Source organism: Caldimicrobium sp. SLHALR3 (genome assembly GCF_058692735.1).
Genome location: NZ_CP182484.1, coordinates 1,495,794 through 1,516,074 on the forward strand (window position 1 = coordinate 1,495,794; position 20,281 = coordinate 1,516,074).

Consider the following 20,281-nt stretch of genomic DNA (forward strand, 5'->3'; position numbering starts at 1 on the left):
TAAATATTTATAATAAATCTTCTGGATCTACATCAAATATTAGTTTTAAACCTGCTACTTTAAATTCTTTGATAAATTTAAAAAGAAGGCTGTTCAACTTTTTGTAGTTTTTTGTTTTTAAAATTATGTGCCATCTGTAAAAACCTTTTAATTTTCTAAAAGGGCATGGAGCAGGACCTAATATTTCTACCTCTTTTATATCCGCCTTTGAAATAAGATTTTCTAAAATCATTTTAGCTTCTACACATTTTTCCCTTACTTTATTTTCTTTTATGCCTTCAATTCTTACTACTAAAAGCCTCACAAAGGGAGGAAAAAGAAATTTTTTTCTTAATCTTATTTCCTCTTCATAAAATTTTTCATAATTTTGCTCAAGAGCACACTCTATAGCATAGTGATCTTTTATAGCACTCTGAAAAAGCACTTTCCCCTTTTCTTTTTTTCTTCCTGCTCTTCCTGATGCTTGAATGAGTAGCTGAAAAGTTCTTTCAGATGCCTTATAATGAGGAAGAAATAGCCCTTCTTCTGCTCTCAAAATGCTTACCAGATCTACTTCTGGGAAATTGTGCCCGTGAACACCCATTTGTGTTCCAACTATAATTTTAGGATTAGGTTTATAAAGTTTTTCTAAAACCTGCAATAATTTTTTTTCTGTATTGACTGCATCCCTGTCTAATCTTATAACCTCTGTTCCGGGAAAGATTTTTTTTATTTCTTCTTCTACTCTTTCAGTTCCCGCTTTTTTAAATTTTATCTTAAAACCTTTACAAGAAGGGCAAAGAGTAAGAGAGCTTATCTCAAAATTACAGTAGTGGCATAAAAGGGCTTTTTCTTCTTTATGATAAGTAAGAGGAATCCCACAATTTGGACAACTCCAAATGTAATGACACTCCTCGCATTCAACAAGAGGGGCATATCCTCTTCTGTTTAAATAAAGAAAGACTGACTTTCCATTTTTTAAAACATTTTCTATTTCTTTTTTGAGCTCTTCGGAGATAAGTTTAAAGGTTTTATTTTCAATAAACTTTACTTCAGGTAAACTAACAAATGGTCTTTCCTTAAGCATAAAAAGATGGTATTTTCCCTTTTTAGCAAAATAGAAACTTTTAATACTTGGAGTTGCAGAACCAAGAATTACGGGAATATTCTCCATTTTTCCTCTAACAAGTGCCAAATCTCTTGCATGATATTTACACGGTAAAGTCTCTTCTTTGTAAGAAGGATCATGTTCTTCATCAACTATAATAAGACCTAAATTACTTACAGGAGCAAATATGGCAGATCTCGTTCCGATCACTATATCTGCTTCGTTTCTGAGTATTCTCATCCATTCCCCAAATCTTTCAGAATTAGAAAGACCACTATGAAGTAGAGCAATTCTATTTTTAAAATAGTTTAAAAGTAACATTTCCATATAAGTAGTTAAAGCTATTTCAGGAACTAAAACCAGAACTTTTTTGTTCTTTTTTAAAACCTCTTTAACAAGTTCTATATAAATAAAGGACTTTCCGCTTCCTGTAACTCCATAAAGAAGAACTGGATTAAATTTTTCTTGAGATATTAAACTTTTAATTCCCTCAAAGACCTCTTTCTGAGAAAAGGTAAGTTTGTATTCCTTCGGAATCTCTAAAGAGAGGACTATCTTTCTTAATTTAGGGTATTCAACTCTCTCTAATATCCCTTTTTCTAAGAGCTTCTTTATTTCTTTTGATGAAAATTTCTTTTTTAATATTTTTTCTGGAACTTCTATCCTTTCTTCAATGTAAGCAATGATTTCATTTTTTCTATCTTCTTTACTTAACTCTATCTCGTTTTTAAGCCTTATAAAAACCTCTGTAGGAATTTTAGCTTTGGGAAATTCTGATTTTACAAAAATCCATTCCTTTTCTTTAAATTCATTAATTTTTCTAAGTGTAAGACCGGTTTTTCTTAAAAAGTACTTTAAATTATATCCTTTCTTTTTTATTAATGAAAATTCCTCGGGAAGATAACCCTTTTTTATAGCCTCCTTTCCTTTTTCGGTAAGGTAGATCCTTTTTTGTGGTAAAGAAAAAACACCAGGAGGTAAGGCTATTTTATAGACTAATCCGAGAGGAGTAAGGTAATACTGAGACACCCACTCTAATAAGGGAAATAAATTAAAAGGAATTAAAGGCTCTGCATCTAATGTTTCCTCTACCCACTTATACTCTATTTCCTTAGAGAGTTCTTTTTCTGTAACTTCAAAACAATCTTTTACTATACCTATTAATTTGTAATTCTTAAAGGGAACTAAAACTCTTATACCTGGTATGATATATTTTTCACTTAAATAAAAGAAACTTTGATAAAGAGGGAGAGGTAAAACTACATCAACCAAATACATTAACAGATTTTTCTTTCATTTACAAATCTTATTAAAACTTCTTTTAATTTAGGGTCTTTTGTAGCATAATGAAGAACTGTTCTAAAAAAACCTTCTTTATTTCCTGTGTCAAATCTTATACCTTTAAACAAATAGGCATAAACTTCGTATCCATTTTCTATCATTAGCTGAATGGCATCGGTAAGCTGATATTCTCCGTGAACTTTGGGAATTTTTTTTAAAAATTCAAAAATTACTGGATCAAATATGTATCTCCCTATAATAGCTAAATTAGAAGGTGCTTCCTCAGGAGAGGGTTTTTCTACTACCCCTTTTATTTTAAGTAAGTTATCTTCTATTTTTTCTCCTTCAATTATTCCGTATTTATAAACATCCTCTTCAGAAACCTCCTCAACAGCAATGATACTGTGATTTTTGGTTTTTTTAGAAAGTTGGTTATAAATTTCTATCATCTGTTTAAGACACGGAATTTCTGCATCAACAAGGTCATCTCCTAATACCACAGCAAAGGGTTCATTTTCTACAGCCCTTTCAGCCATAAGCACAGCATGTCCAAGCCCCTCAGGAATTTTTTGTCTTACTTCTATCAAGTGTTCTATTTTTTCTTCTACTTCTTCAACTTTTTTAAGAAGCTTTGTTTTTCCTCTTTCTTTCAAAAAGCTTCTTAAACTTAAGTTTGTATCAAAATAATCAATAATTCCTCCCTTACCTTGGGATATAATAAATATAAGAGTATTTATTCCAGAAGATATGATTTCGTCAACTACATATTCAATTGTAGGTCTATCAACTATGTTTAAAAGTTCCTTAGGAACCACCTTTGTAATAGGGAGCATTCTTGTCCCAAGTCCAGCAACAGGTATAACCGCTTTTCTTATCATAAGACCTCCTTCTTTAAATTTCTTCCTTTAATAATCTTTCATAAGTAGATTTAAAATCTTTATAAAGCTGAGTCCAGTATTGAAGTGCTCTTTGATATATTTTTTCAAAATCAGAAAGGTGTTTTTCTGATAAAACCAAATTAGCACTTAATAAAAAAGTTTCCCTGGGATCTAAAGTTTTTGCATTAGGTAATACATAGATTAAAAAAATTTCTCTTCTTTTACTTATAGGCATTTTTTCATTCAAATATCTTGAAAAGTCTTCAATTTCTTCTAATTTTTGAGCACCAAGAATTACTACTTTTATCAAGGCTATTTTACACCAATACATCAAATCTTCAAAACTTTTAATTTCTCTAATCTCAAAGTCTTTAGAAAAATAGTTTATAAGATTGTCAAAAGGTAATGACAAATTCCAATAAATCAAACATAAAGGTTTTTCTATAAGATAATCACGGTATTCTATTTCTTTCATTTAACTCCTTTCTCACCCAACTCAAGAGAAATTACAGCTTCTTCTATACCCCCCTGTTTTTTTATCAATTCTATTTCTCTATTCACTTTATCTTTTCTTATAGCATGTATCATCGCTACATCTTCTTCAATAAGTCTTTTTTTATATAAATCTATTAAATCCTGATCAAAGGTTCTCATGCCAAAAGGAGCACCCTGTGTCATTACATCGTAGAAAGTTCTACCTTCCTTTTCCCCCGTTAGAATTATTTCCCTTACTCTTAAAGTATTATATAGGATATCAAATGCAGGAATTCTTCCTCCTCCAATTTTGGGAAGAAGTTTTTGCCCTACAATCCATTTTAAAGCTCCAGCTAATCTATATCTTATGGTATGTTCTTCCTCAGGCAAATAAAATCCTAAAATTCTTTGAATAGTATGGGAGGCTCCTATAGTATGAAGAGTGGAAAATACTAAGTGACCAGTTTCAGCAGCATTTAAAGCAATATCCATAGTTTCTCTATCACGAATCTCACCAACAAGTATTACATTGGGAGCTTCCCTTAAAGCTGCTCTAAGACCCTCAGCATAACTTGAAAAATCTGTTCCAAGTTCTCTTTGATTAATAGTGGCTTTTATAGGTTTATGAATATACTCAATAGGGTCTTCCAAAGTAATTATATGTACATTTTCATTTTTGTTTATTTCATTAAGAATGGCAGCTAAGGTAGTCGTCTTACCCTGTCCTGTAGCTCCTGTTACAAGCACAATTCCATATTTTTCCTGAGCAATTTTATAAAAAACCTCAGGTAATCCCAATTCTTCTATTGACCTAACTCTGCTTTCAAGCTTTCTCATTATAATGTTATAAGTTTTTTGGCGTGAAAAAATGTTAACTCTAAATCTTGTTTCATCATCTAAAAAATACGAAAGATCTGCATATCCATCTCTGATGAGTTTTTTGAAAAGGCGAGGTCTCTCTTTAAGAAGAGTAAAGGCTATGGTTTCTGTTTGGAAGGGAGAAAGTTTTTCTACAGGAAAATCTTCAAAAAATACAGACTTAACTTTTCCATAAACTACTACCTGAAAAGGATAACCGGAAAGAATGAAAATATCAGAAAGACCTTCCTCTAAATGTGCAAGCCTATAAAGTAATTCTTTTATTTCAACTTCTGTAAGCATACTTATCCAGGCATTTCTGTAAAATCAGCAATTTCTTTATCTTTTACAAAAGGTAAAAATCTACTTTTATCTATTGCTTTTATAAAAGCTTCTTCAGGACTTATATATCCCTTATTTAAATAATCCATAATACAGTCATCTAAGGACATCATACCAAATTTCTTACCTGTTTGAATAAGGGAGGGAATTTGATGTATTTTGTTTTCTCTTATAAGATTTCTTATAGCAGGAGTAGCTACCATTATTTCTGTAGCTACTATTCTTCCTGGTTTATCAATTCTTTTAAACATAGTTTGAGAAATAACCGCTCTTAAAGCCTCTGATAAAGAAACTCTTATTTGGTCTCTTTCCTGAGGTGGAAAAGCATCTATTATTCTGGCAACAGTTTGCGCAGCACCAATAGTATGAAGGGTAGAAAATACTAAGTGCCCAGTAAGAGCAGCTTCTATGGTAAGTGCTATAGTTTCTAAATCACGCATCTCTCCTACAAGAATTATATCAGGATCTTCTCTTAGAGCTGCTCTTAAAGCATTGGCAAAACTTTTGGTGTGAATTCCTATCTCTCTTTGATTAACCAAACAGTTTTTGGACTCATGCACAAATTCAATAGGATCCTCAATGGTAATAATGTGATCATAACGCATTCTATTTGCATAATCTATAATAGCTGCAAGCGTGGTTGATTTACCAGAACCTGTAGGACCTGTTACAAGAACAAGCCCCCTTGGAAGCAAAGCAAGCTTATTTAAAAGTGGAGGAAGTCCCAATTCTTCTATGGTTTTAATTTTAGTAGGAATAAGCCTAAATGCTGCTGCTATACCTCTTCTTTGACGAAAATAATTAACTCTAAATCTTGCAAGCCCAGGAACTTCATATCCAAAATCAACCTCTCCTTCTTCTTCAAACTTTTTTATAATCTCTTCAGGAGCTATTTCATAAAGCATTTCTCTTAATTCATCTTCTTCTAATACTTTATATCTTACTCTCTGAAGTTCTCCATGAACTCTAAGAAGAGGAGGATTTCCTGCTGAAAGATGAAGATCTGAAGCCTGTGTATCAACCATCAATCTAAAAAAGGGATCAAGTTTTGCCATATTTATACCCTTTCTATATTACTTTCTACATGCACTTCCATAGCTTTGGTAATACAAACTGCTACGCAAAATTCACAGGCTGTACATTTCTGAGGATCAAAAATAACTTTAAAGGAATCTCTATCCACATAAAGTGCCTGAGTAGGACATACAGCTGTGCAACTTCCACAATGTATGCAAAGTTCTTCATTTTTTATTATCTTTTGCTCTAAAGAACTTACTTCAACACCTATCTCTCTTAAATACTCTAAACCTTTATTGACCTTTTCAGGGGTTCCCTCAAGTTCCATTATCATAATTCCTTCTTTCCCGGGGGTGATTGTTGCTTTTAAAATGTTAAAAACAAGGTCAAAATCTTTAACTAATTTGTAAACTATTGGTTTATCAACAATTTCTGGTGGGAATTTCAAATATAAACCTTTTTTATATATCATTTTCTCTTAAAAACCTCCTTAATTTTTAGAATTAAGCATAGCTTCACAATATTCTAATCCTCTTTTAGCCATAGTCAATTCTGGATCAATTTCAAGAGCCTTTTTAAAGTAAATCTGAGCAATAGGTATGTAATTTATAGCCTTTAAACAATAACCTATATTGGCATAATCTATAGCTGAAGCTGGATTTAAATCCACGGCTCTCAAAAATGCTTCCATAGCTTTCATATAATCTCCGAGTTTATAATAGGCTCTTCCTAAAATATTATAAAGTTCTGGAACCTCATTATTTATTTCTAATGCCATCTCAACAAAACTTAAAACCTTTTGATACTCTCCTAATTTAAGATAAACATCTGCAAGATGAGAAATAATAGCTACTTTATCCTCCGGTGGTGGAGAAAGCTCTAAAGCTTTTTCATAACAGATTATGGCTTCATTCTGTTTAGACATGTTTTTGTAAAGATTCCCTAAGTAAGCCCAAAGATAATACCTGTTAACTTCCTTTATTATACTTTCCAAAAAGTCTTTTAATTTTTCTTTTGATAAATAAAGACTTAAAGTTCTTATCATTTGATAAAGATAAGAAATTTTTGTCCTTTCTCTAAATAAAATTCCAGGAATTATAGCATAAACTGCAGGAATATTTAGTTGGGGATGGGTTATATCTATTAAATAAACCTCATAATCAAGTTCTTTTAGTTTTTCAGATAAATTAAGTAATTCTTCTACATGGTCTTCAGAATAAAGATTAGGAAGGTCTTTAAGATCTACTTCAGCTGAAAATTCAATAACATTTTTGGCTTCTTCTAAGGTTTTAAATTTAGGAAGTCCGCTTTCTACATATTTACCCTCTGTATCAAAGTCTCCTGCAAGCTGAGCTACTTCGGTAAAAGCCCTTATCAATGCTCTTTCTGGAGAAGTTGCTGTTCCTGCTGCATATACTATTTCACTCCTTTCGGGATAGGTAGAAGGATCCATAGCCATTACAGCAACCGTTGGAACAGGCATTCCAAAAGTCATATCCCTTATCCATACCTTTATGTTTAATCTTTCATAACAATTTAACAGCCTTTTTCCTTCTCCTTCAATTGATTCTTTTCTAATGGCAGGCATAGGAGTATTTTTTCTCACTGATAAGGCATTAGTATGCCTTTCTATTAATTCACAAATAGCCTGAACCGAAGCCTCTGGATAGGTATTTCCTCCTGCAGAACCATTGTATTCATAAATTAACCAAAACCAGTGAAAGGGAATAAATTTTTCCTTTCCTGTTCTTACCTCAAAAGCTCTTACAAAGTAAAATGGAATTTCTTTTAAGTATTTAATCGCAAAATTTTTTACCTCTTTGGATTCGTCATCTTCTACAGATTTTAAAAATATTTCAAAAGGAATGGCTTTTTCTTTTAATTCTTCAAAGGAAGAAAAAATTCCCCTTTTTTCAATCTCTTTATAAAAAGAAAAAAGAGAAAATCTTTCAACAAGTTCCATAAGTGCACTTGCTTGAGAAAGTGCTTCGGTGGTTCCCTTCCCCATTTGTTTAAAATTGCCTGTAACCTTCTGACCATCTATATCATAAAGACTTAAATAAATGGGAATGCCAAGTCTACCCTTGTCAATCCTTTTAAGACCCTTATAAATTCTAACTCCAGTTAACCTAAGCCTTTCCTCTACTTCTTTTATTGTTTCCTCTGGAGGCTTTGCCTTATCAGCTATAACTTTTTTAGAACTCAAAAGAAATTTTTTCTTTAATTCCATATTTTTTCTCCTGAGGATTTAACTTTGAAAAGGGATATAGTATAATTTTAAATTAATTTTCTAAAATATTATATCTCTAAATTTGAAAATGAAAACAGCTATTGCCTTAAGCGGGGGAATTGATAGTGCAGTTGCAGCTTACATTCTAAAAGAAAAAAAATATGAACTTTTAGGAATCACTTTTGAAATATTTGAATCACAAAAAGAAACAATCAATAAAGCTAAAACTGTTGCAGATTTTCTAAAAATTCCTTATCAAATTTTAGATTTAAAGGAATATTTTAAAAAAGAGATAATTAATTATTTTGTAAGTTCTTATGCTGAGGGTAAAACTCCAAATCCCTGTGCATGGTGTAATAGAAAAATAAAATTTGGAAAGGTATTAGATTTTGCTGTAAAAACATTAAAAATAGAAAAATTTGCAACCGGTCATTATGCAAGGATAGATACTTATAAGGGTAATTTAATTTTAAAACAGGCAAAAGATAAAAATAAAGACCAATCTTATTTTTTATCTCTTATAAATCGCGAGACGATACCTTATTTACTTTTCCCCTTGGGTGAATTGACAAAAGAAGAGGTAAAGTCTCTTGGTAAAAACCTATTTAATTTTTTGGATTACAAAGAATCTCAGGATATTTGCTTTTTAAAGGGAAAATCTCTGAAAGCCTTTTTATCTGATTATCTTCCTGAGAAAAAGGGAGTCGTTATGTATAAGGGAAAAATTGTGGGAACCCATCTAGGTATTCATTGGTTTACTATTGGTCAGAGAAAGGGACTTAGAATACCCTTGGGGAAACCCCTTTATATTATTGAACTTGATGCTAAGGAAAATAGAATTATTTTGGGCGAAGAAAAAGACTTATTTTCTGAGGGGCTTATTCTTGAAAACTTAAATTTACATCTTCCTTTAGAAAAATGGGAAAATCCTTTTGCTCAAATAAGATATAGAGCTCCTTTAGTAAAAGTTAAATCTATTGTAAAAATAAATGAGGAATATAAGGTCTTTTTTGAAAACCCTGTAAAAGGAGTAACACCTGGACAGGTATGTGCCTTTTATGAAGGCAAATTTCTATTAGGTGGAGGAATAATAAAAGAGGCAATAAGATAAGTTTTTGTAAGTTATTGAGGTTGACAGAAAAGAGAAAAAATTGTAAGATTTTATTTAAAAAAAAAGGAGCTCTTATGGAGTTTGAAGCAGTAATTGGTTTAGAAGTTCATGCTCAATTGAGCACTAAAACTAAAATGTTTTGTTGCTGTTCTACTAAATTTGGTAATCCACCCAATACTCAGGTCTGCCCTATTTGTATGGGACTTCCAGGGGTATTACCTGTAATAAATAAAAAAGCTGTAGAGTATGCCTTAAAACTTGCTTTAGCTTTAAATTGCAAAATTAATTTAGAATCTATAATGGCTCGAAAAACCTATTTTTATCCTGATCTTCCTAAAAATTATCAAATTTCTCAATATGAATTGCCTATTGCAGAGGGCGGAGCTGTTGAAATTGAAGTTAATGGAAAAAAGAAAAAGATAAATCTGGTAAGAATTCATATGGAAGAGGATGCAGGTAAACTCATACATGATGAAAAAAAACCCTATTCTTATGTAGATTTCAATAGAGCCGGAGTTCCTCTTCTTGAAATTGTAAGTGCACCAGAAATTTCTTCTCCAGAAGAGGCAGTAGCCTATTTGAAAACATTAAGAAGAATCTTGAGATACCTTGGAATCTGCGATGGGAACATGGAAGAGGGAAGTCTAAGATGCGATGCTAATGTCTCTGTTAAACCAAAAGGAAGTGAAAAATTCGGAACAAAAGTTGAACTTAAAAATATGAATTCCTTCAAACATGTAGAGCGAGCTTTAAGTTACGAAATAAAAAGACAAATTGGACTTCTCCTGGAGGGAAAAGAAGTTGTTCAAGAAACGAGACTATATGATGAAGCTACGCAAACAACTCATCCTATGAGAGGAAAAGAAGAGGCACATGATTACTGTTACTTTCCTGACCCTGATTTAATAGAAATTAAGATTAATGAAAAACTTCTTGAAAAACTTAAAGCTGAATTACCTGAATTACCAGAAAGAAAAAAAGAAAGATTTTTAGAAACTTATAATCTAACCCCTTATGAAGTTGATATTTTGGTGGAAGAAAAAACTTTAGCAGACTTTTTTGAAGAAACAGTAAAAATTTATCCTAATCCTAAAGCAGTATCCAATTTTATGCTTACAGAAGTTTTAAGATATTTAAATCGTGATGGAAAAGATATTAGTGAAACAAACCTTAGACCTGAAAACTTAGCCCAACTTCTTGAGCTTGTAGAAAAAGGAGTAATTTCTATAACCATTGCAAAACAGATTTTTCCGGAAGTATACGAAACAGGGGTTGAACCTCAAAAAATAGTGGAAGAAAGAGGTCTTGTGCAAGAAAGTTCTGAGGATAAGCTAAGATCTATTTGTGAAGAAGTGTTAGCAGAAAATCCAAGAGAGGTAGAAAAATACAAAGCTGGTAAGAAGGGAGTTATAGGCTTTTTTGTTGGACAGGTATTGAAAAAAACACAAGGTAAAGCAAATCCTAAGGTAGTGAATAATATCTTAATTGAATTGTTAGAAAAATGAAATTTTCTTTTTTAAAAAATCAAAATATAAAAGCGCCTGCCAAGGCTGATATAATTAAAACCTGGTTTTGGACTGAAAAGGGGCTTTATTTACTGGATCAAAGAAAATTACCTTTCGAAGAGAAGTATCTTCTATGCGATAATCTTTCAAAGATAAGAAATGCTATTAAAGAAATGATAATAAGAGGAGCTCCAGCTATAGGAATTTGTGCTGCCATTGGGTTTGTTATAGAATTTAAAAATTTCTTATCTTCTCTAAGAAGTAATGAAATATCAATTCAAAAAATTGAAGAGAAAATAGGAAATATTAGCAATCTTTTAACAACCGCTCGTCCAACTGCTGTTAATCTTTTCTGGGCTGTCTCCAGAATGAGAAAGATTTCCTTTGATTTTCTTAAAGATTTTGAAGAAAAAATAACGAAAAATGAACTCCAAAATCTCTGTGAATTACTTGAAAGAGAAGCTTTTAAAATATGGGAAGAAGACATAGAAGCAAATTTAGCTATAAGTGAAAACGGAAAAAATCTTCTTCCAGAGGGAGGAGTACTTACGCATTGTAATACCGGAGCTTTAGCCACTGGTGGATATGGCACTGCTCTTGGTGTTATAAGAAAAGCCTATGAAGAAAATAAAAAAATTAAAGTATTTGTTGATGAAACTCGTCCTTATTTACAAGGAGCAAGACTTACTGCTTGGGAACTTTACAAATTAAAAATTCCTTATACTTTAATCACTGATAATGCTGCAGGTTTTCTTATGAAAAAAGGTAAAATTTCTGCAGTTATTGTTGGAGCAGATAGGATTGCAAAAAATGGAGATGTCGCTAATAAAATAGGAACTTATTCCTTGGCAATATTGGCAAATTTTCATAATATCCCCTTTTTTGTAGCTGCCCCATCTTCTACCTTTGATTTGGAAATAGCAAGTGGAGAAGAGATTCCTATAGAAGTTCGTCCCCCTGAAGAGGTATTAACTTGTTACAAAAGTAAAATCGCACCTCCCAGATCAAAAGCCTGTAACCTTGCTTTCGATGTAACTCCCCATAATTTAATTTCCGCGATTATAACAGAAAAAGGGATTATCTTCCCTCCTTATGAAATAAATATTCCAAAATTTATAAAACCAAATTAAGAAACCTTAATGAAGATAAAAAATATACCAGAAAATACTTTAGAAAGATTAATTATTTATCTTAAAGTGCTTGAAGCTCTTGAAAAAAAGAATATAGATTTTATAAGTTCTGAAGATCTTGCCAAAAATTGTGGGGTAAATTCTGCTCAATTAAGAAAGGACTTAAGCTTTGTAGGCTCCTTAGGAACTAAAGGAGTAGGATATAGTGTTAAAAGTCTGAAGTTTAGTCTTAAAAATTTTTTAGGAAGAGCCCAAGAATGGAACTTAGTTTTAGGAGGTTTAAGCCCTTTAGGGATCTTTCTTCTTCAGAATAAATCACTTCAGAAAGATGGATTTTATTTCTTAGCTGCTTTTGACATAAAAGAGGAAAACATAGGTAAAGTATATAACGGCATCTCAGTTTATAATCTAGATCAACTTCCTTACATAATAAATGCCGTGAAAGTGGATATAGGAGTTATTACTACGGAGGATAATCCAGAGGTTTATTTAAAGGCTTTTGTAGATGGAGGAATAAGAGCTATTCTGAATCTCAGTAATGTTCCTCTTTTTATGGAAAATCCTAAAGTTAAAATTGAAAATTTTTCCTTTTCTATAGCACTAACCAAATTATCTTATTTTTTAAAGGAGTAAAATGACCATGAAAATAAGAGTATGGAAGAAAGACCCCAGAGCTAAACTACCTGAAAAGAGTACTGAAAGGTCTGTTGGTTATGACTTATTTAGTTTAGAAGAAGTCTCTTTAGAACCAGGAGAATTTACACTTATTAGAACCGGACTTGTAATACAGACAGAGCCTCCTTATGCTCTTTTTATATTTCCAAGATCTTCTCTTTTTAAAAAGAAAAGTTTAATTATGCCAAATTCTGCAGGTATTATAGATTTTGATTATTGTGGAGAAGAAGACGAAATAAAGATTCCTGTTGTGAATCTGGGTAAAACTAAGGTCACTATAAAAGCTCATGAGAAAATAGCTCAGGCTGTTTTTATAAAAGTAGGAAATCCAGAGATAGAAGAAGTCAACTTTCCTCCTAAAAAACTCTCAAGAGGTGGTTTTGGATCAACAGGTGGATATTTATGAAAAAAAATTTTATTTATATTTATATGATGATGAGCCTGTAGCTCAGCGGATAGAGCACCAGCCTCCGGAGCTGGGGGTCGGGGGTTCAAATCCCCCCAGGCTCGGAAAACTTAGATAATTTAAAATAAAGAACTATAGCAGGAGGAAAAAAATGGTTAAAGAACTTATTAAAAAAATACAATGGTTAGGGCATGATAGTTTTTTAATCAAAAGTAATTTGATAATTTATTTTGATCCCTTTCAAATAAAATCCGGTCCCCAAGCAGATATTATTTTTATTACCCATCCTCATTATGATCACTGCTCCCCAGAGGATATAAAAAAGATTAAAAAAGAGGACACCGTTATAGTAACAGAAAAGGACTCAGCAAAAATGCTTTCTGGTAAGATAGAAATAATGAAGGTAGGTGAAGAAAAAACAATAAAGGGAATTAAGGTAAAAGCTGTTCCTGCTTATAATATTGGAAAAACCTTCCACCCAAAAGATAAGGGATGGTTAGGTTTTATTGTTGAAGTTGAAGGTATAAGTATCTATCATGCTGGGGATACAGACTTTATACCGGAGATGGAAGGTATAAAAGCCGATATAGCTCTTTTACCTGTATCAGGAACCTATGTAATGACTGCTGATGAGGCAGTTAAAGCTGCTCTTACTATTAAACCACAAATAGCTATTCCAATGCATTATGGAAGTATTGTTGGTTCAGAAAGAGATGCAAAACATTTTGCAGAGGCATTAAAAGGAAAAGTAGAAGTTGTTATTTTACCAAAGACTTAAAAATTGGTGGAGGCGGCGGGAATTGAACCCGCGTCCGGAGATAGTTCAGGTTAAACTTCTACAGGCTTAGCCTGTGTTTAAATCTCGTAGAAAGCAGGGCACAGGCACCCTGACTTTCTACCAGGTAGAGTTTAATTCTCGGCTAAAGGACCCCTACCAAATCCTTTAGCCAAAGCCCGTATAAGTCACACAGCTTTAAACCCACGGGCAAGGTTTAAAGCTGCGTGGCAGCTCTACTTAGGCTGCCAAGGCGTAAGAATATTCGTTGGCAGTTGTGTTTTTGCACCCTTTTTTACGTGGCGGGTGCGACCACGGCCTGCAGTTTAACCCTACCTATCCCCGTCGAGCCCTCATCGCCCCCAATTTTTTCAAAGAACTAAATTTAAAATAAACCTTTTTAATAATTTTTCAAGCTTCGCTAAAAATAAAATATTATGAACTTGCAGAAACTAATTCCAAAACTTCCATAAATTCATTAACAAATTTAGAAGATCGCATAAGTTGCGGGGAAATCTCAAGTAAACTTTCATAGTATTCCATAGACTTTTTGTAATCTCCTGCTAATTTTGCACATATAGCTGCTTGAGAAAGAATTTGGGGTAAATTTTTATAATCTGGTGCTTCTCTAAAAGTCTTTTCAATATAAAAAAGGGCTTCTTTATAAGATTTAATATCCATAAGTTGACGAGAGATTAATAAATAGGGATGAAGTTTTGTGCTTGGACGATTAAGACGAGCTCCAGGAATAACAACAATTACTGAAGGTATTTCCAATAACTGATTAGTGGTTTCTATCAAGTATGGTTTTAAACCCTTTTTATAAAGTTCTTGTACCACGTATTCTATTTCTACCTTGAAATCTGGATGAGAAAAAGATGGTAATTTATCAAAAGATTTTTTTTCTCCTTTTAAGAGAAAATCCGCATCCCCTAAACTTTGGAAATTCAAAAAACAATAAGTTGGACCACCTGGCTTTTTTAAAACTTTCTCCCTATAAAGAACCTGAGCCCTGTGCTGAATTAATTCAGTTAAAGCCCTTATCAAAGCAAATTTAGGATTTGGGTGTGTTCCGGCAGCTCCATAAATTTTAAGGGTTGAAGTAGGAGCAAAAGGATCATGTGTAATCACAGCAATAGTAGGAATTTTAAAATCCAAAGAAAAATCTTTAATAACAATTTCAATTCCTGAAAATAAAACTCTACCAATTAAGTCCTTTAATAAGGGATTTTCTATAGAATTAATTTCTATGGTAGGAACCTCAAGTTTTTCTTCCATAACTACAGAAATACAGTGTCTTTCAATAACCTCACAGAGTGCCTGAAGAGTTGCTTCTTCCAGTGTATTCCCTGCTGCCCAGCCGGTTGTTCCATAAATACGATAAAACCAGTATAAAGGAAATAGGACTATTTCTGATCTTACAAGATCATAAGCCTTGTTCCAGCGCAGTTTAATATTTTTAAGCTCTTCAAAAAAACCATTCTCTTTAAAAATATCAGGCAAAGGAGCTAAAAAAAACTCAAGTGGTATAGTTTCTTTTGATAAATTATTGTAAGACTCCACAAAAAAATTTTCTTTTAAAAGGAAAGTAAAATTACTATACCTTTCTATCAATTCCATAAGCGCACTTGCTTCTGCCTGTTCAGAAGTTATACCTTTGCCAAAACTCTCACTCATCCCCAATAAATTCCCTATCTCTTCATAAACTTTACACACATACACCGGAACACCTATTCTGTCTAAATTATCTATTCTAAAAATTTCCTTAAGAACAGGTATATCAATTTTCTTTAACTTCTCTAATACCTTCTCTATAGTTTCTTTCGGATGACAGGCTTTTTCTTGAACATCTGTATATTTTTTTAGACTTGACTTTAACATGCAAGATTATTCTAAATTATTCTAATTTTTTTAATGTATTTTTATATTTTTCCGGCACAGACTCAGGAAACTGAGTATAATGAATTATCCCTTTTTCATCTTTATAATAATAAATATCAACACTTCCCTTTTCGTTATGTTTTTTATTTTCTTCTGATATTTGGGATACATCCTTATCAACTTTTAAATATTTTTTGAGAATCTCAAATCTTTTAGGACCTATACCTTTAATCTTTAATAAGTCTTCAAGAGACTTAAAAGGACCAAATCTTTCTCTGTATTCAATTATCTCTTTGGCTATTTTTGGACCAATTCCAGGAAGGCTCTCTAACTCCTCAAAAGTGGCTCTATTAAGATCAAGCTTCTTTTGAGAAAAAGAAAAATTTGTAAAAATAAATATAAATAACCCTACAAAAAAGAAAAACCTTAGCAAAAAATGCATAACAAAAATAGGGGGAGTAAATTTTAAATTTTTTACTCCCCCGGTAGAGTCTAAATTTGGAAAACTTTAATTATACGCAACCTGTTGGTTTGGGAAGACCTGCCATTTTACAAGCACCCTTTCCAGGACCAGAAGGAAAAAGCTCATAAATTTTCTTTAAAGGATACCCCGTTACCTTAGAGAAAATTCTAACCATAGGAGCTACACCATTTTTCCTATAATAATCCTGGAGAAAGTTAATGCATTTCCAATGCTCCTCTGTGAGTTCCTGAATACCCTCAAGATGCTTTACATAATCAACCCATTCTGGACACCATGCCTCAAGACCACCCTGTAAGAAACCGTCTTCATCAACTTCAAACTTTTTCCCTTTCCATTCTACTATAGGCATGTAACCACCTCCTTTTTATTTTTTATTATATTTTTAAACAAAATTTTTATTTCAATATTTTCAAAAAATATTTTTATATAATTTTTTAAAAAAGTCAAGAGTTTTTAAAACCTTATATTTCTTTAACCACAGGAACTTCATCACATTCCGGAAATTTGCTGCATCTTATACAGTCAGCCCAAATTTTATGTGGTAATTCATTTTTTTCCACTCTTCTAAAACCAAGCTTTTCAAAGAATTCAGGAACTCTGGTTAAAGCAAAAATTCTTGGTATTTCTAAAGTTTTTGCCTCCTCTATACACGCCTCTACCAATTGGACCCCTATTCCTCTTTTTTGATACTCCTCACTCACTACCAAAGATCTTATTTCTGCCAAATCTTCCCAACATATATGAAGTGCACAAGCTCCTACAATTAAATCTTTATCTTCATACACAAAAAAATCTCTAACATGCTCATAAAGTTCAGCCAAAGGTCTTGGTAGCACTTCTCCTTTTTTTGAAAAATGTAAAATAAGTTTATATATATACTTGATATCTGATATTTTAGCCTTTCTTAACATTTTACTTTATTTCTACCACAAAAGGCTTTTCTACTTTTAAAGCACTTGCTATCTGAGAAATATATTTTTGAGCTTCTTCTCTTGTAGGATATTTGCCCACATATACTTTATATAAAAGCTTTCCATTAACCTGAGATTCTTTTATGAATGCTTGATATCCTTTGCTTTCGGCTGTATTTTTCAACTTTTCGGCAATTTCTTTATTTGAGAAAGCACCTACCTGAAGTGAATAAAATGAAGTTTCTGTTTTTTTTATCTCAGAAGCAATCTTCGCTATTTCCTTTTTCTTATACTCAACTCGTTTTTTTTCTTCTGTAGCCTTTTCTTTTTCAGGAAATTTTTCTTTTTCTACAGATTTTTCTTTTTCAACAGATTTTTTAACAATTGAGGGAGAGGGAGCAGTTTTAGCTGGGGAAGGGGAAACAGTCTCATTTGATACTGGAGAAGGAGGGACAGTCTCATTAGATACTGAGGATGGAGGAGTTACTGGTCCTTGAATAACAGGAGGCTGTTCCAGAGCTACTTCTTTTTCAGGTTTAGCACCTATTTTTGTACCTACCCATACACCTATTACAAAACTCCAAATCAAAAGGGATAAACCGAATAAAACAATAAAAACCAGAGCTAACCTACTAATTTCAATTTTAACTTTCTTTTCCTCCATAATCCACCCCCTATTTACATTTTTATTTACATTTTAGTAGGAGCTGAAACTCCTAAAAGATTTAGCCCTATTTTTAAAACTATTTTACAAGCTAAACAAAGTGCAAGACGAGCTTGGGTTAATTTTAAATCCTCCGTAAGTATTCTATATTTGGAATAATATTCATGAAACTGTTTGGCAAGTTCAAGAAGATAATAAGTAATCTTATAAGGTGCTAAAGATTCTGAGGCAGATTCAATAACTTCTTGAAATTCCTCTAATTTTTTTAGTAACTCTATCTCTTCTTTTTCTTTTAGATACTGCCATTCTGTTTTTTCAAAAGATAAATTCTCTATACCATTTTCTTTTGCTTTCTCAAATACGCTACAGATCCTTGCATGAGCATACTGAACATAATATACTGGATTCTCTTGAGATGCCTTTTTGGCAAGATCTACATCAAAATCTAAGGGAGTATCTGCTGATCTCGAAAGAAAAATAAACCTTGTTGCATCAACTCCTACTTTTTTTATTAATTCCTTTAATTCAAGAAACTCTCCTTCTCGAGTTGACATACTTTTTATTTCGCCACCTTCAACAAGGTTAACCATTTGAATAAGAATAACCTTTAATCTTTCTGGGTCAATTCCAAAAGCCTGCAAAGCTGCTTTTAGTCTGCCAACATATCCGTGATGATCAGCCCCCCATACATTTACAGCTATATCAAAATTTCTTTCCTGAAATTTTTCGTAGTGATAAGCTATATCTCCGGTAAAATAGGTTGTTTCTCCATTTGAACGCACAACTACTCTGTCTTTTTCATCGCCGAAAAGAGTAGACCTAAACCAAAAGGCTCCTTCCTTTTCATATATTAGTTCCTTTTCCTTTAAAAGTTTTAAAACCTTTTCCACTTTTCCGCTTTCATAAAGGGTTTTTTCTGAATACCAATTGTCATAAAAAACTCTAAAATTTTCAAGATCTTTTTTAATGTCTTCTAAGATTAATTTTATGGCCAGTTCTCTGCAAATCTCTACTGCCCTTTCTTTTTCTAAAGATAAAAGTTCAGGATAAAGTTTAAGGGCCTCTTTAGCTATATCGTAAATATATTTTCCTTTATAATAATCTTCAGGAAAATCTATCTTTTCTCCCGAAAGTTCTTTAGCTCTTAAATACACCGATTCTCCAAGAATGTTCATTTGAGTTCCTTTATCATTAATGTAATATTCTTTTACCACCTTGTAACCTGTAAAATCAAGAATTCTTGCTAAAGCATCTCCATAGGCTGCTCCTCTTCCATGTCCAATATGAAGCGGTCCTGTAGGATTAGCTGAAACAAATTCAACAAGCACCTTTTTACCTTTGCCAAGATTTAAACTTCCATATTTTTCTTTAAGTTCTAAAATTTTCTTTAAATTTTCTGTGTAATATTCAGGAGAGATCCAAAAATTTATAAAACCTGGGGATACAGCCTCTATTTTTGAAAAAATTGAAGTTTTTTTGCGAAGCTTAGAAACTATTTTTTCTGCAATCTCAAGAGGAGGTATATTTAATTTTCCTTTTAAAACCAAAGCTACATTTGTAGCATAATCTCCATAAATTTCTCTTTTTGGTTTTTCTATTTCAAACTTAATTTCACCTATTTCTCCCCATATTTCCCTTACGGTATCCTCAATAAGCTCACTAATTTTCTTTTTTATCACTTTCCAACTCCTTTTTCTTTTTCTTAAGTTCCGGATCTGGGGTATAGTCTGGACATTTTAAAGAGGTAGTATTATCAAAAGAAAACTTTTTAACACAAACCCCTCTCCAGGCACAGGTAGCACAAAGAATAGGCAATTCCTCATTATTATTTTTTTCCATAAATTATCACCACCTTTTGTTTTTATATTAAAATTTTGTTTTTCCTATATTTTACACTATCCCAATATTTATTCACTCTTTTAATAGTCTCAAAAATTTTATTTTTTTGTCTGGAATTCAAAAGAAAATACTCTGGTGCTTCTGCCCAAAACTCAACTATTTCTTTAGTCATAGGATGGGGAAAACTTAAATATAAAGAGTGCAAAAGTATAGCTTTTCCATTTAAAATAATATTTTTAGAACCATATTTTTTGTCCCCCACTATAGGATAACCCCTTTCTGCTAAAACTGCCCTGAGTTGATGTTTTCTTCCTGTAAGAGGAAAAAGAAGCACATAAGTTTTATCCTTTAAATGATAAAGAGTGTGATAAAATGTAATAGCCTTTTTGGCATCTTGTAAAGGTTTTTTTAAAATTACAGCTTTCCTTTTTTTATCATTCCATAACAAATAGTCTTCCCATATCCCCTCTCCCTCTAAAATGCCTTCAACCTCTGCAAGGTAAAACTTTTTCACTTCCCTTTTTTGAAAACTTTCAGAAAGTCTTTTTGCTGATTTACTCCTTTTAGCAATTACCATTACACCAGAAACTACCTTATCTAACTTATGGACTACACCTAAAAACACATTTCCTGGCTTTTTTTCTCTTTCTTTTATAAAATCTTTTAAGATACTTAAAAGCGATTCTTCTTTTTTTGTTCCCTGAACAATCAATCCAGCTGGTTTGTTAATCAC

General features: G+C 32.2%; 21 protein-coding genes, 1 tRNA gene and 1 other RNA gene. 7 read left to right on the top strand and 16 right to left on the bottom strand.

What is annotated here, in order from left to right:
- Nucleotides 1-7 precede the first annotated feature (7 nt).
- Genes priA through ACLGLP_RS07935 form a run of 7 tightly spaced genes read right to left on the bottom strand, consistent with a single transcriptional unit; the run spans nt 8 to nt 8,167 of the window.
- Nucleotides 8-2,365, bottom strand: coding sequence for a replication restart helicase PriA (gene priA / locus ACLGLP_RS07905; protein ID WP_492112737.1), 2,358 nt, complete (start codon nt 2,363-2,365; stop codon nt 8-10).
- The gene (locus ACLGLP_RS07910; protein ID WP_492112738.1) at nt 2,365-3,246 is read right to left on the bottom strand and encodes a UTP--glucose-1-phosphate uridylyltransferase; all 882 of its coding nucleotides are present in this window, start codon (nt 3,244-3,246) and stop codon (nt 2,365-2,367) included. Before ACLGLP_RS07910 ends, priA begins: the two co-directional genes overlap by 1 nt.
- A gap of 13 nt (nt 3,247-3,259) precedes the next feature.
- Nucleotides 3,260-3,721: a hypothetical protein gene (locus tag ACLGLP_RS07915; protein ID WP_492112739.1), complete on the bottom strand. Its 462-nt coding sequence runs from the start codon at nt 3,719-3,721 to the stop codon at nt 3,260-3,262.
- Complete coding sequence (locus ACLGLP_RS07920) at nt 3,718-4,881, bottom strand: type IV pilus twitching motility protein PilT (RefSeq protein WP_492112740.1); 1,164 nt, start codon at nt 4,879-4,881, stop codon at nt 3,718-3,720. The genes ACLGLP_RS07915 and ACLGLP_RS07920 overlap by 4 nt, the downstream gene beginning before the upstream one ends.
- A gap of 2 nt (nt 4,882-4,883) precedes the next feature.
- The gene (locus ACLGLP_RS07925; protein WP_492112741.1) at nt 4,884-5,975 is read right to left on the bottom strand and encodes a type IV pilus twitching motility protein PilT; all 1,092 of its coding nucleotides are present in this window, start codon (nt 5,973-5,975) and stop codon (nt 4,884-4,886) included.
- A gap of 2 nt (nt 5,976-5,977) precedes the next feature.
- Complete coding sequence (locus ACLGLP_RS07930) at nt 5,978-6,409, bottom strand: NIL domain-containing protein (protein ID WP_492112742.1); 432 nt, start codon at nt 6,407-6,409, stop codon at nt 5,978-5,980.
- A gap of 18 nt (nt 6,410-6,427) precedes the next feature.
- Complete coding sequence (locus ACLGLP_RS07935) at nt 6,428-8,167, bottom strand: YcaO-like family protein (protein ID WP_492112743.1); 1,740 nt, start codon at nt 8,165-8,167, stop codon at nt 6,428-6,430.
- 88 nt (nt 8,168-8,255) lie between these two features.
- On the opposite strand from ACLGLP_RS07935, the gene mnmA reads away from it, so the two are divergent.
- From mnmA to ACLGLP_RS07970, 7 genes are all read left to right on the top strand, one after another.
- Nucleotides 8,256-9,278 carry a tRNA 2-thiouridine(34) synthase MnmA gene (mnmA, locus tag ACLGLP_RS07940; RefSeq protein WP_492112744.1) on the top strand — a complete coding sequence of 341 codons (1,023 nt, stop codon included), beginning with the start codon at nt 8,256-8,258 and terminating at the stop codon, nt 9,276-9,278.
- Nucleotides 9,279-9,352: 74 nt separating this feature from the next.
- Nucleotides 9,353-10,783 carry an Asp-tRNA(Asn)/Glu-tRNA(Gln) amidotransferase subunit GatB gene (gatB, locus tag ACLGLP_RS07945; RefSeq protein ID WP_492112745.1) on the top strand — a complete coding sequence of 477 codons (1,431 nt, stop codon included), beginning with the start codon at nt 9,353-9,355 and terminating at the stop codon, nt 10,781-10,783.
- A complete protein-coding gene (gene mtnA / locus ACLGLP_RS07950) occupies nt 10,780-11,913 on the top strand; it encodes an S-methyl-5-thioribose-1-phosphate isomerase (protein WP_492112746.1) in 1,134 nt (377 codons plus the stop codon). The genes gatB and mtnA overlap by 4 nt, the downstream gene beginning before the upstream one ends.
- A gap of 9 nt (nt 11,914-11,922) precedes the next feature.
- Complete coding sequence (locus tag ACLGLP_RS07955; RefSeq protein ID WP_492112747.1) at nt 11,923-12,546, top strand: redox-sensing transcriptional repressor Rex; 624 nt, start codon at nt 11,923-11,925, stop codon at nt 12,544-12,546.
- Between the two features lie 7 nt (nt 12,547-12,553).
- Nucleotides 12,554-12,994 carry a dUTP diphosphatase gene (gene dut, locus ACLGLP_RS07960; protein WP_492112748.1) on the top strand — a complete coding sequence of 147 codons (441 nt, stop codon included), beginning with the start codon at nt 12,554-12,556 and terminating at the stop codon, nt 12,992-12,994.
- A gap of 31 nt (nt 12,995-13,025) precedes the next feature.
- A tRNA-Arg gene (locus tag ACLGLP_RS07965) sits at nt 13,026-13,098 on the top strand.
- A 47-nt stretch (nt 13,099-13,145) separates the two neighbouring features.
- Nucleotides 13,146-13,772, top strand: coding sequence for an MBL fold metallo-hydrolase (locus ACLGLP_RS07970; protein ID WP_492112749.1), 627 nt, complete (start codon nt 13,146-13,148; stop codon nt 13,770-13,772).
- Between the two features lie 4 nt (nt 13,773-13,776).
- Here the strand turns inward: ACLGLP_RS07970 and ssrA are convergent.
- The 9 genes from ssrA to ACLGLP_RS08015 form a co-directional block, all read right to left on the bottom strand.
- Nucleotides 13,777-14,133, bottom strand: a transfer-messenger RNA (tmRNA) gene (gene ssrA / locus ACLGLP_RS07975).
- A gap of 71 nt (nt 14,134-14,204) precedes the next feature.
- Entirely contained in the window at nt 14,205-15,650 is a 1,446-nt protein-coding gene (locus ACLGLP_RS07980; RefSeq protein WP_492112750.1) for a YcaO-like family protein, read from the bottom strand.
- 16 nt (nt 15,651-15,666) lie between these two features.
- A complete protein-coding gene (locus ACLGLP_RS07985) occupies nt 15,667-16,083 on the bottom strand; it encodes a ComEA family DNA-binding protein (protein WP_492112751.1) in 417 nt (138 codons plus the stop codon).
- 79 nt (nt 16,084-16,162) lie between these two features.
- Nucleotides 16,163-16,483, bottom strand: a complete 321-nt coding sequence (locus ACLGLP_RS07990) for a TusE/DsrC/DsvC family sulfur relay protein (protein WP_492112752.1) — start codon at nt 16,481-16,483, stop codon at nt 16,163-16,165.
- A 112-nt stretch (nt 16,484-16,595) separates the two neighbouring features.
- Nucleotides 16,596-17,045 carry an N-acetyltransferase gene (locus tag ACLGLP_RS07995; RefSeq protein WP_492112753.1) on the bottom strand — a complete coding sequence of 150 codons (450 nt, stop codon included), beginning with the start codon at nt 17,043-17,045 and terminating at the stop codon, nt 16,596-16,598.
- Between the two features lies 1 nt (nt 17,046).
- A complete protein-coding gene (locus tag ACLGLP_RS08000; protein WP_492112754.1) occupies nt 17,047-17,709 on the bottom strand; it encodes an SPOR domain-containing protein in 663 nt (220 codons plus the stop codon).
- Nucleotides 17,710-17,735: 26 nt separating this feature from the next.
- A complete protein-coding gene (argS, locus tag ACLGLP_RS08005) occupies nt 17,736-19,388 on the bottom strand; it encodes an arginine--tRNA ligase (RefSeq protein ID WP_492112755.1) in 1,653 nt (550 codons plus the stop codon).
- On the bottom strand, nt 19,369-19,548 hold the full coding sequence (locus tag ACLGLP_RS08010; protein WP_492112756.1) for a hypothetical protein: 180 nt from the start codon (nt 19,546-19,548) through the stop codon (nt 19,369-19,371). The genes argS and ACLGLP_RS08010 overlap by 20 nt, the downstream gene beginning before the upstream one ends.
- Before the next feature lie 22 nt (nt 19,549-19,570).
- Nucleotides 19,571-20,281, bottom strand: a complete 711-nt coding sequence (locus ACLGLP_RS08015; RefSeq protein ID WP_492112757.1) for an RluA family pseudouridine synthase — start codon at nt 20,279-20,281, stop codon at nt 19,571-19,573.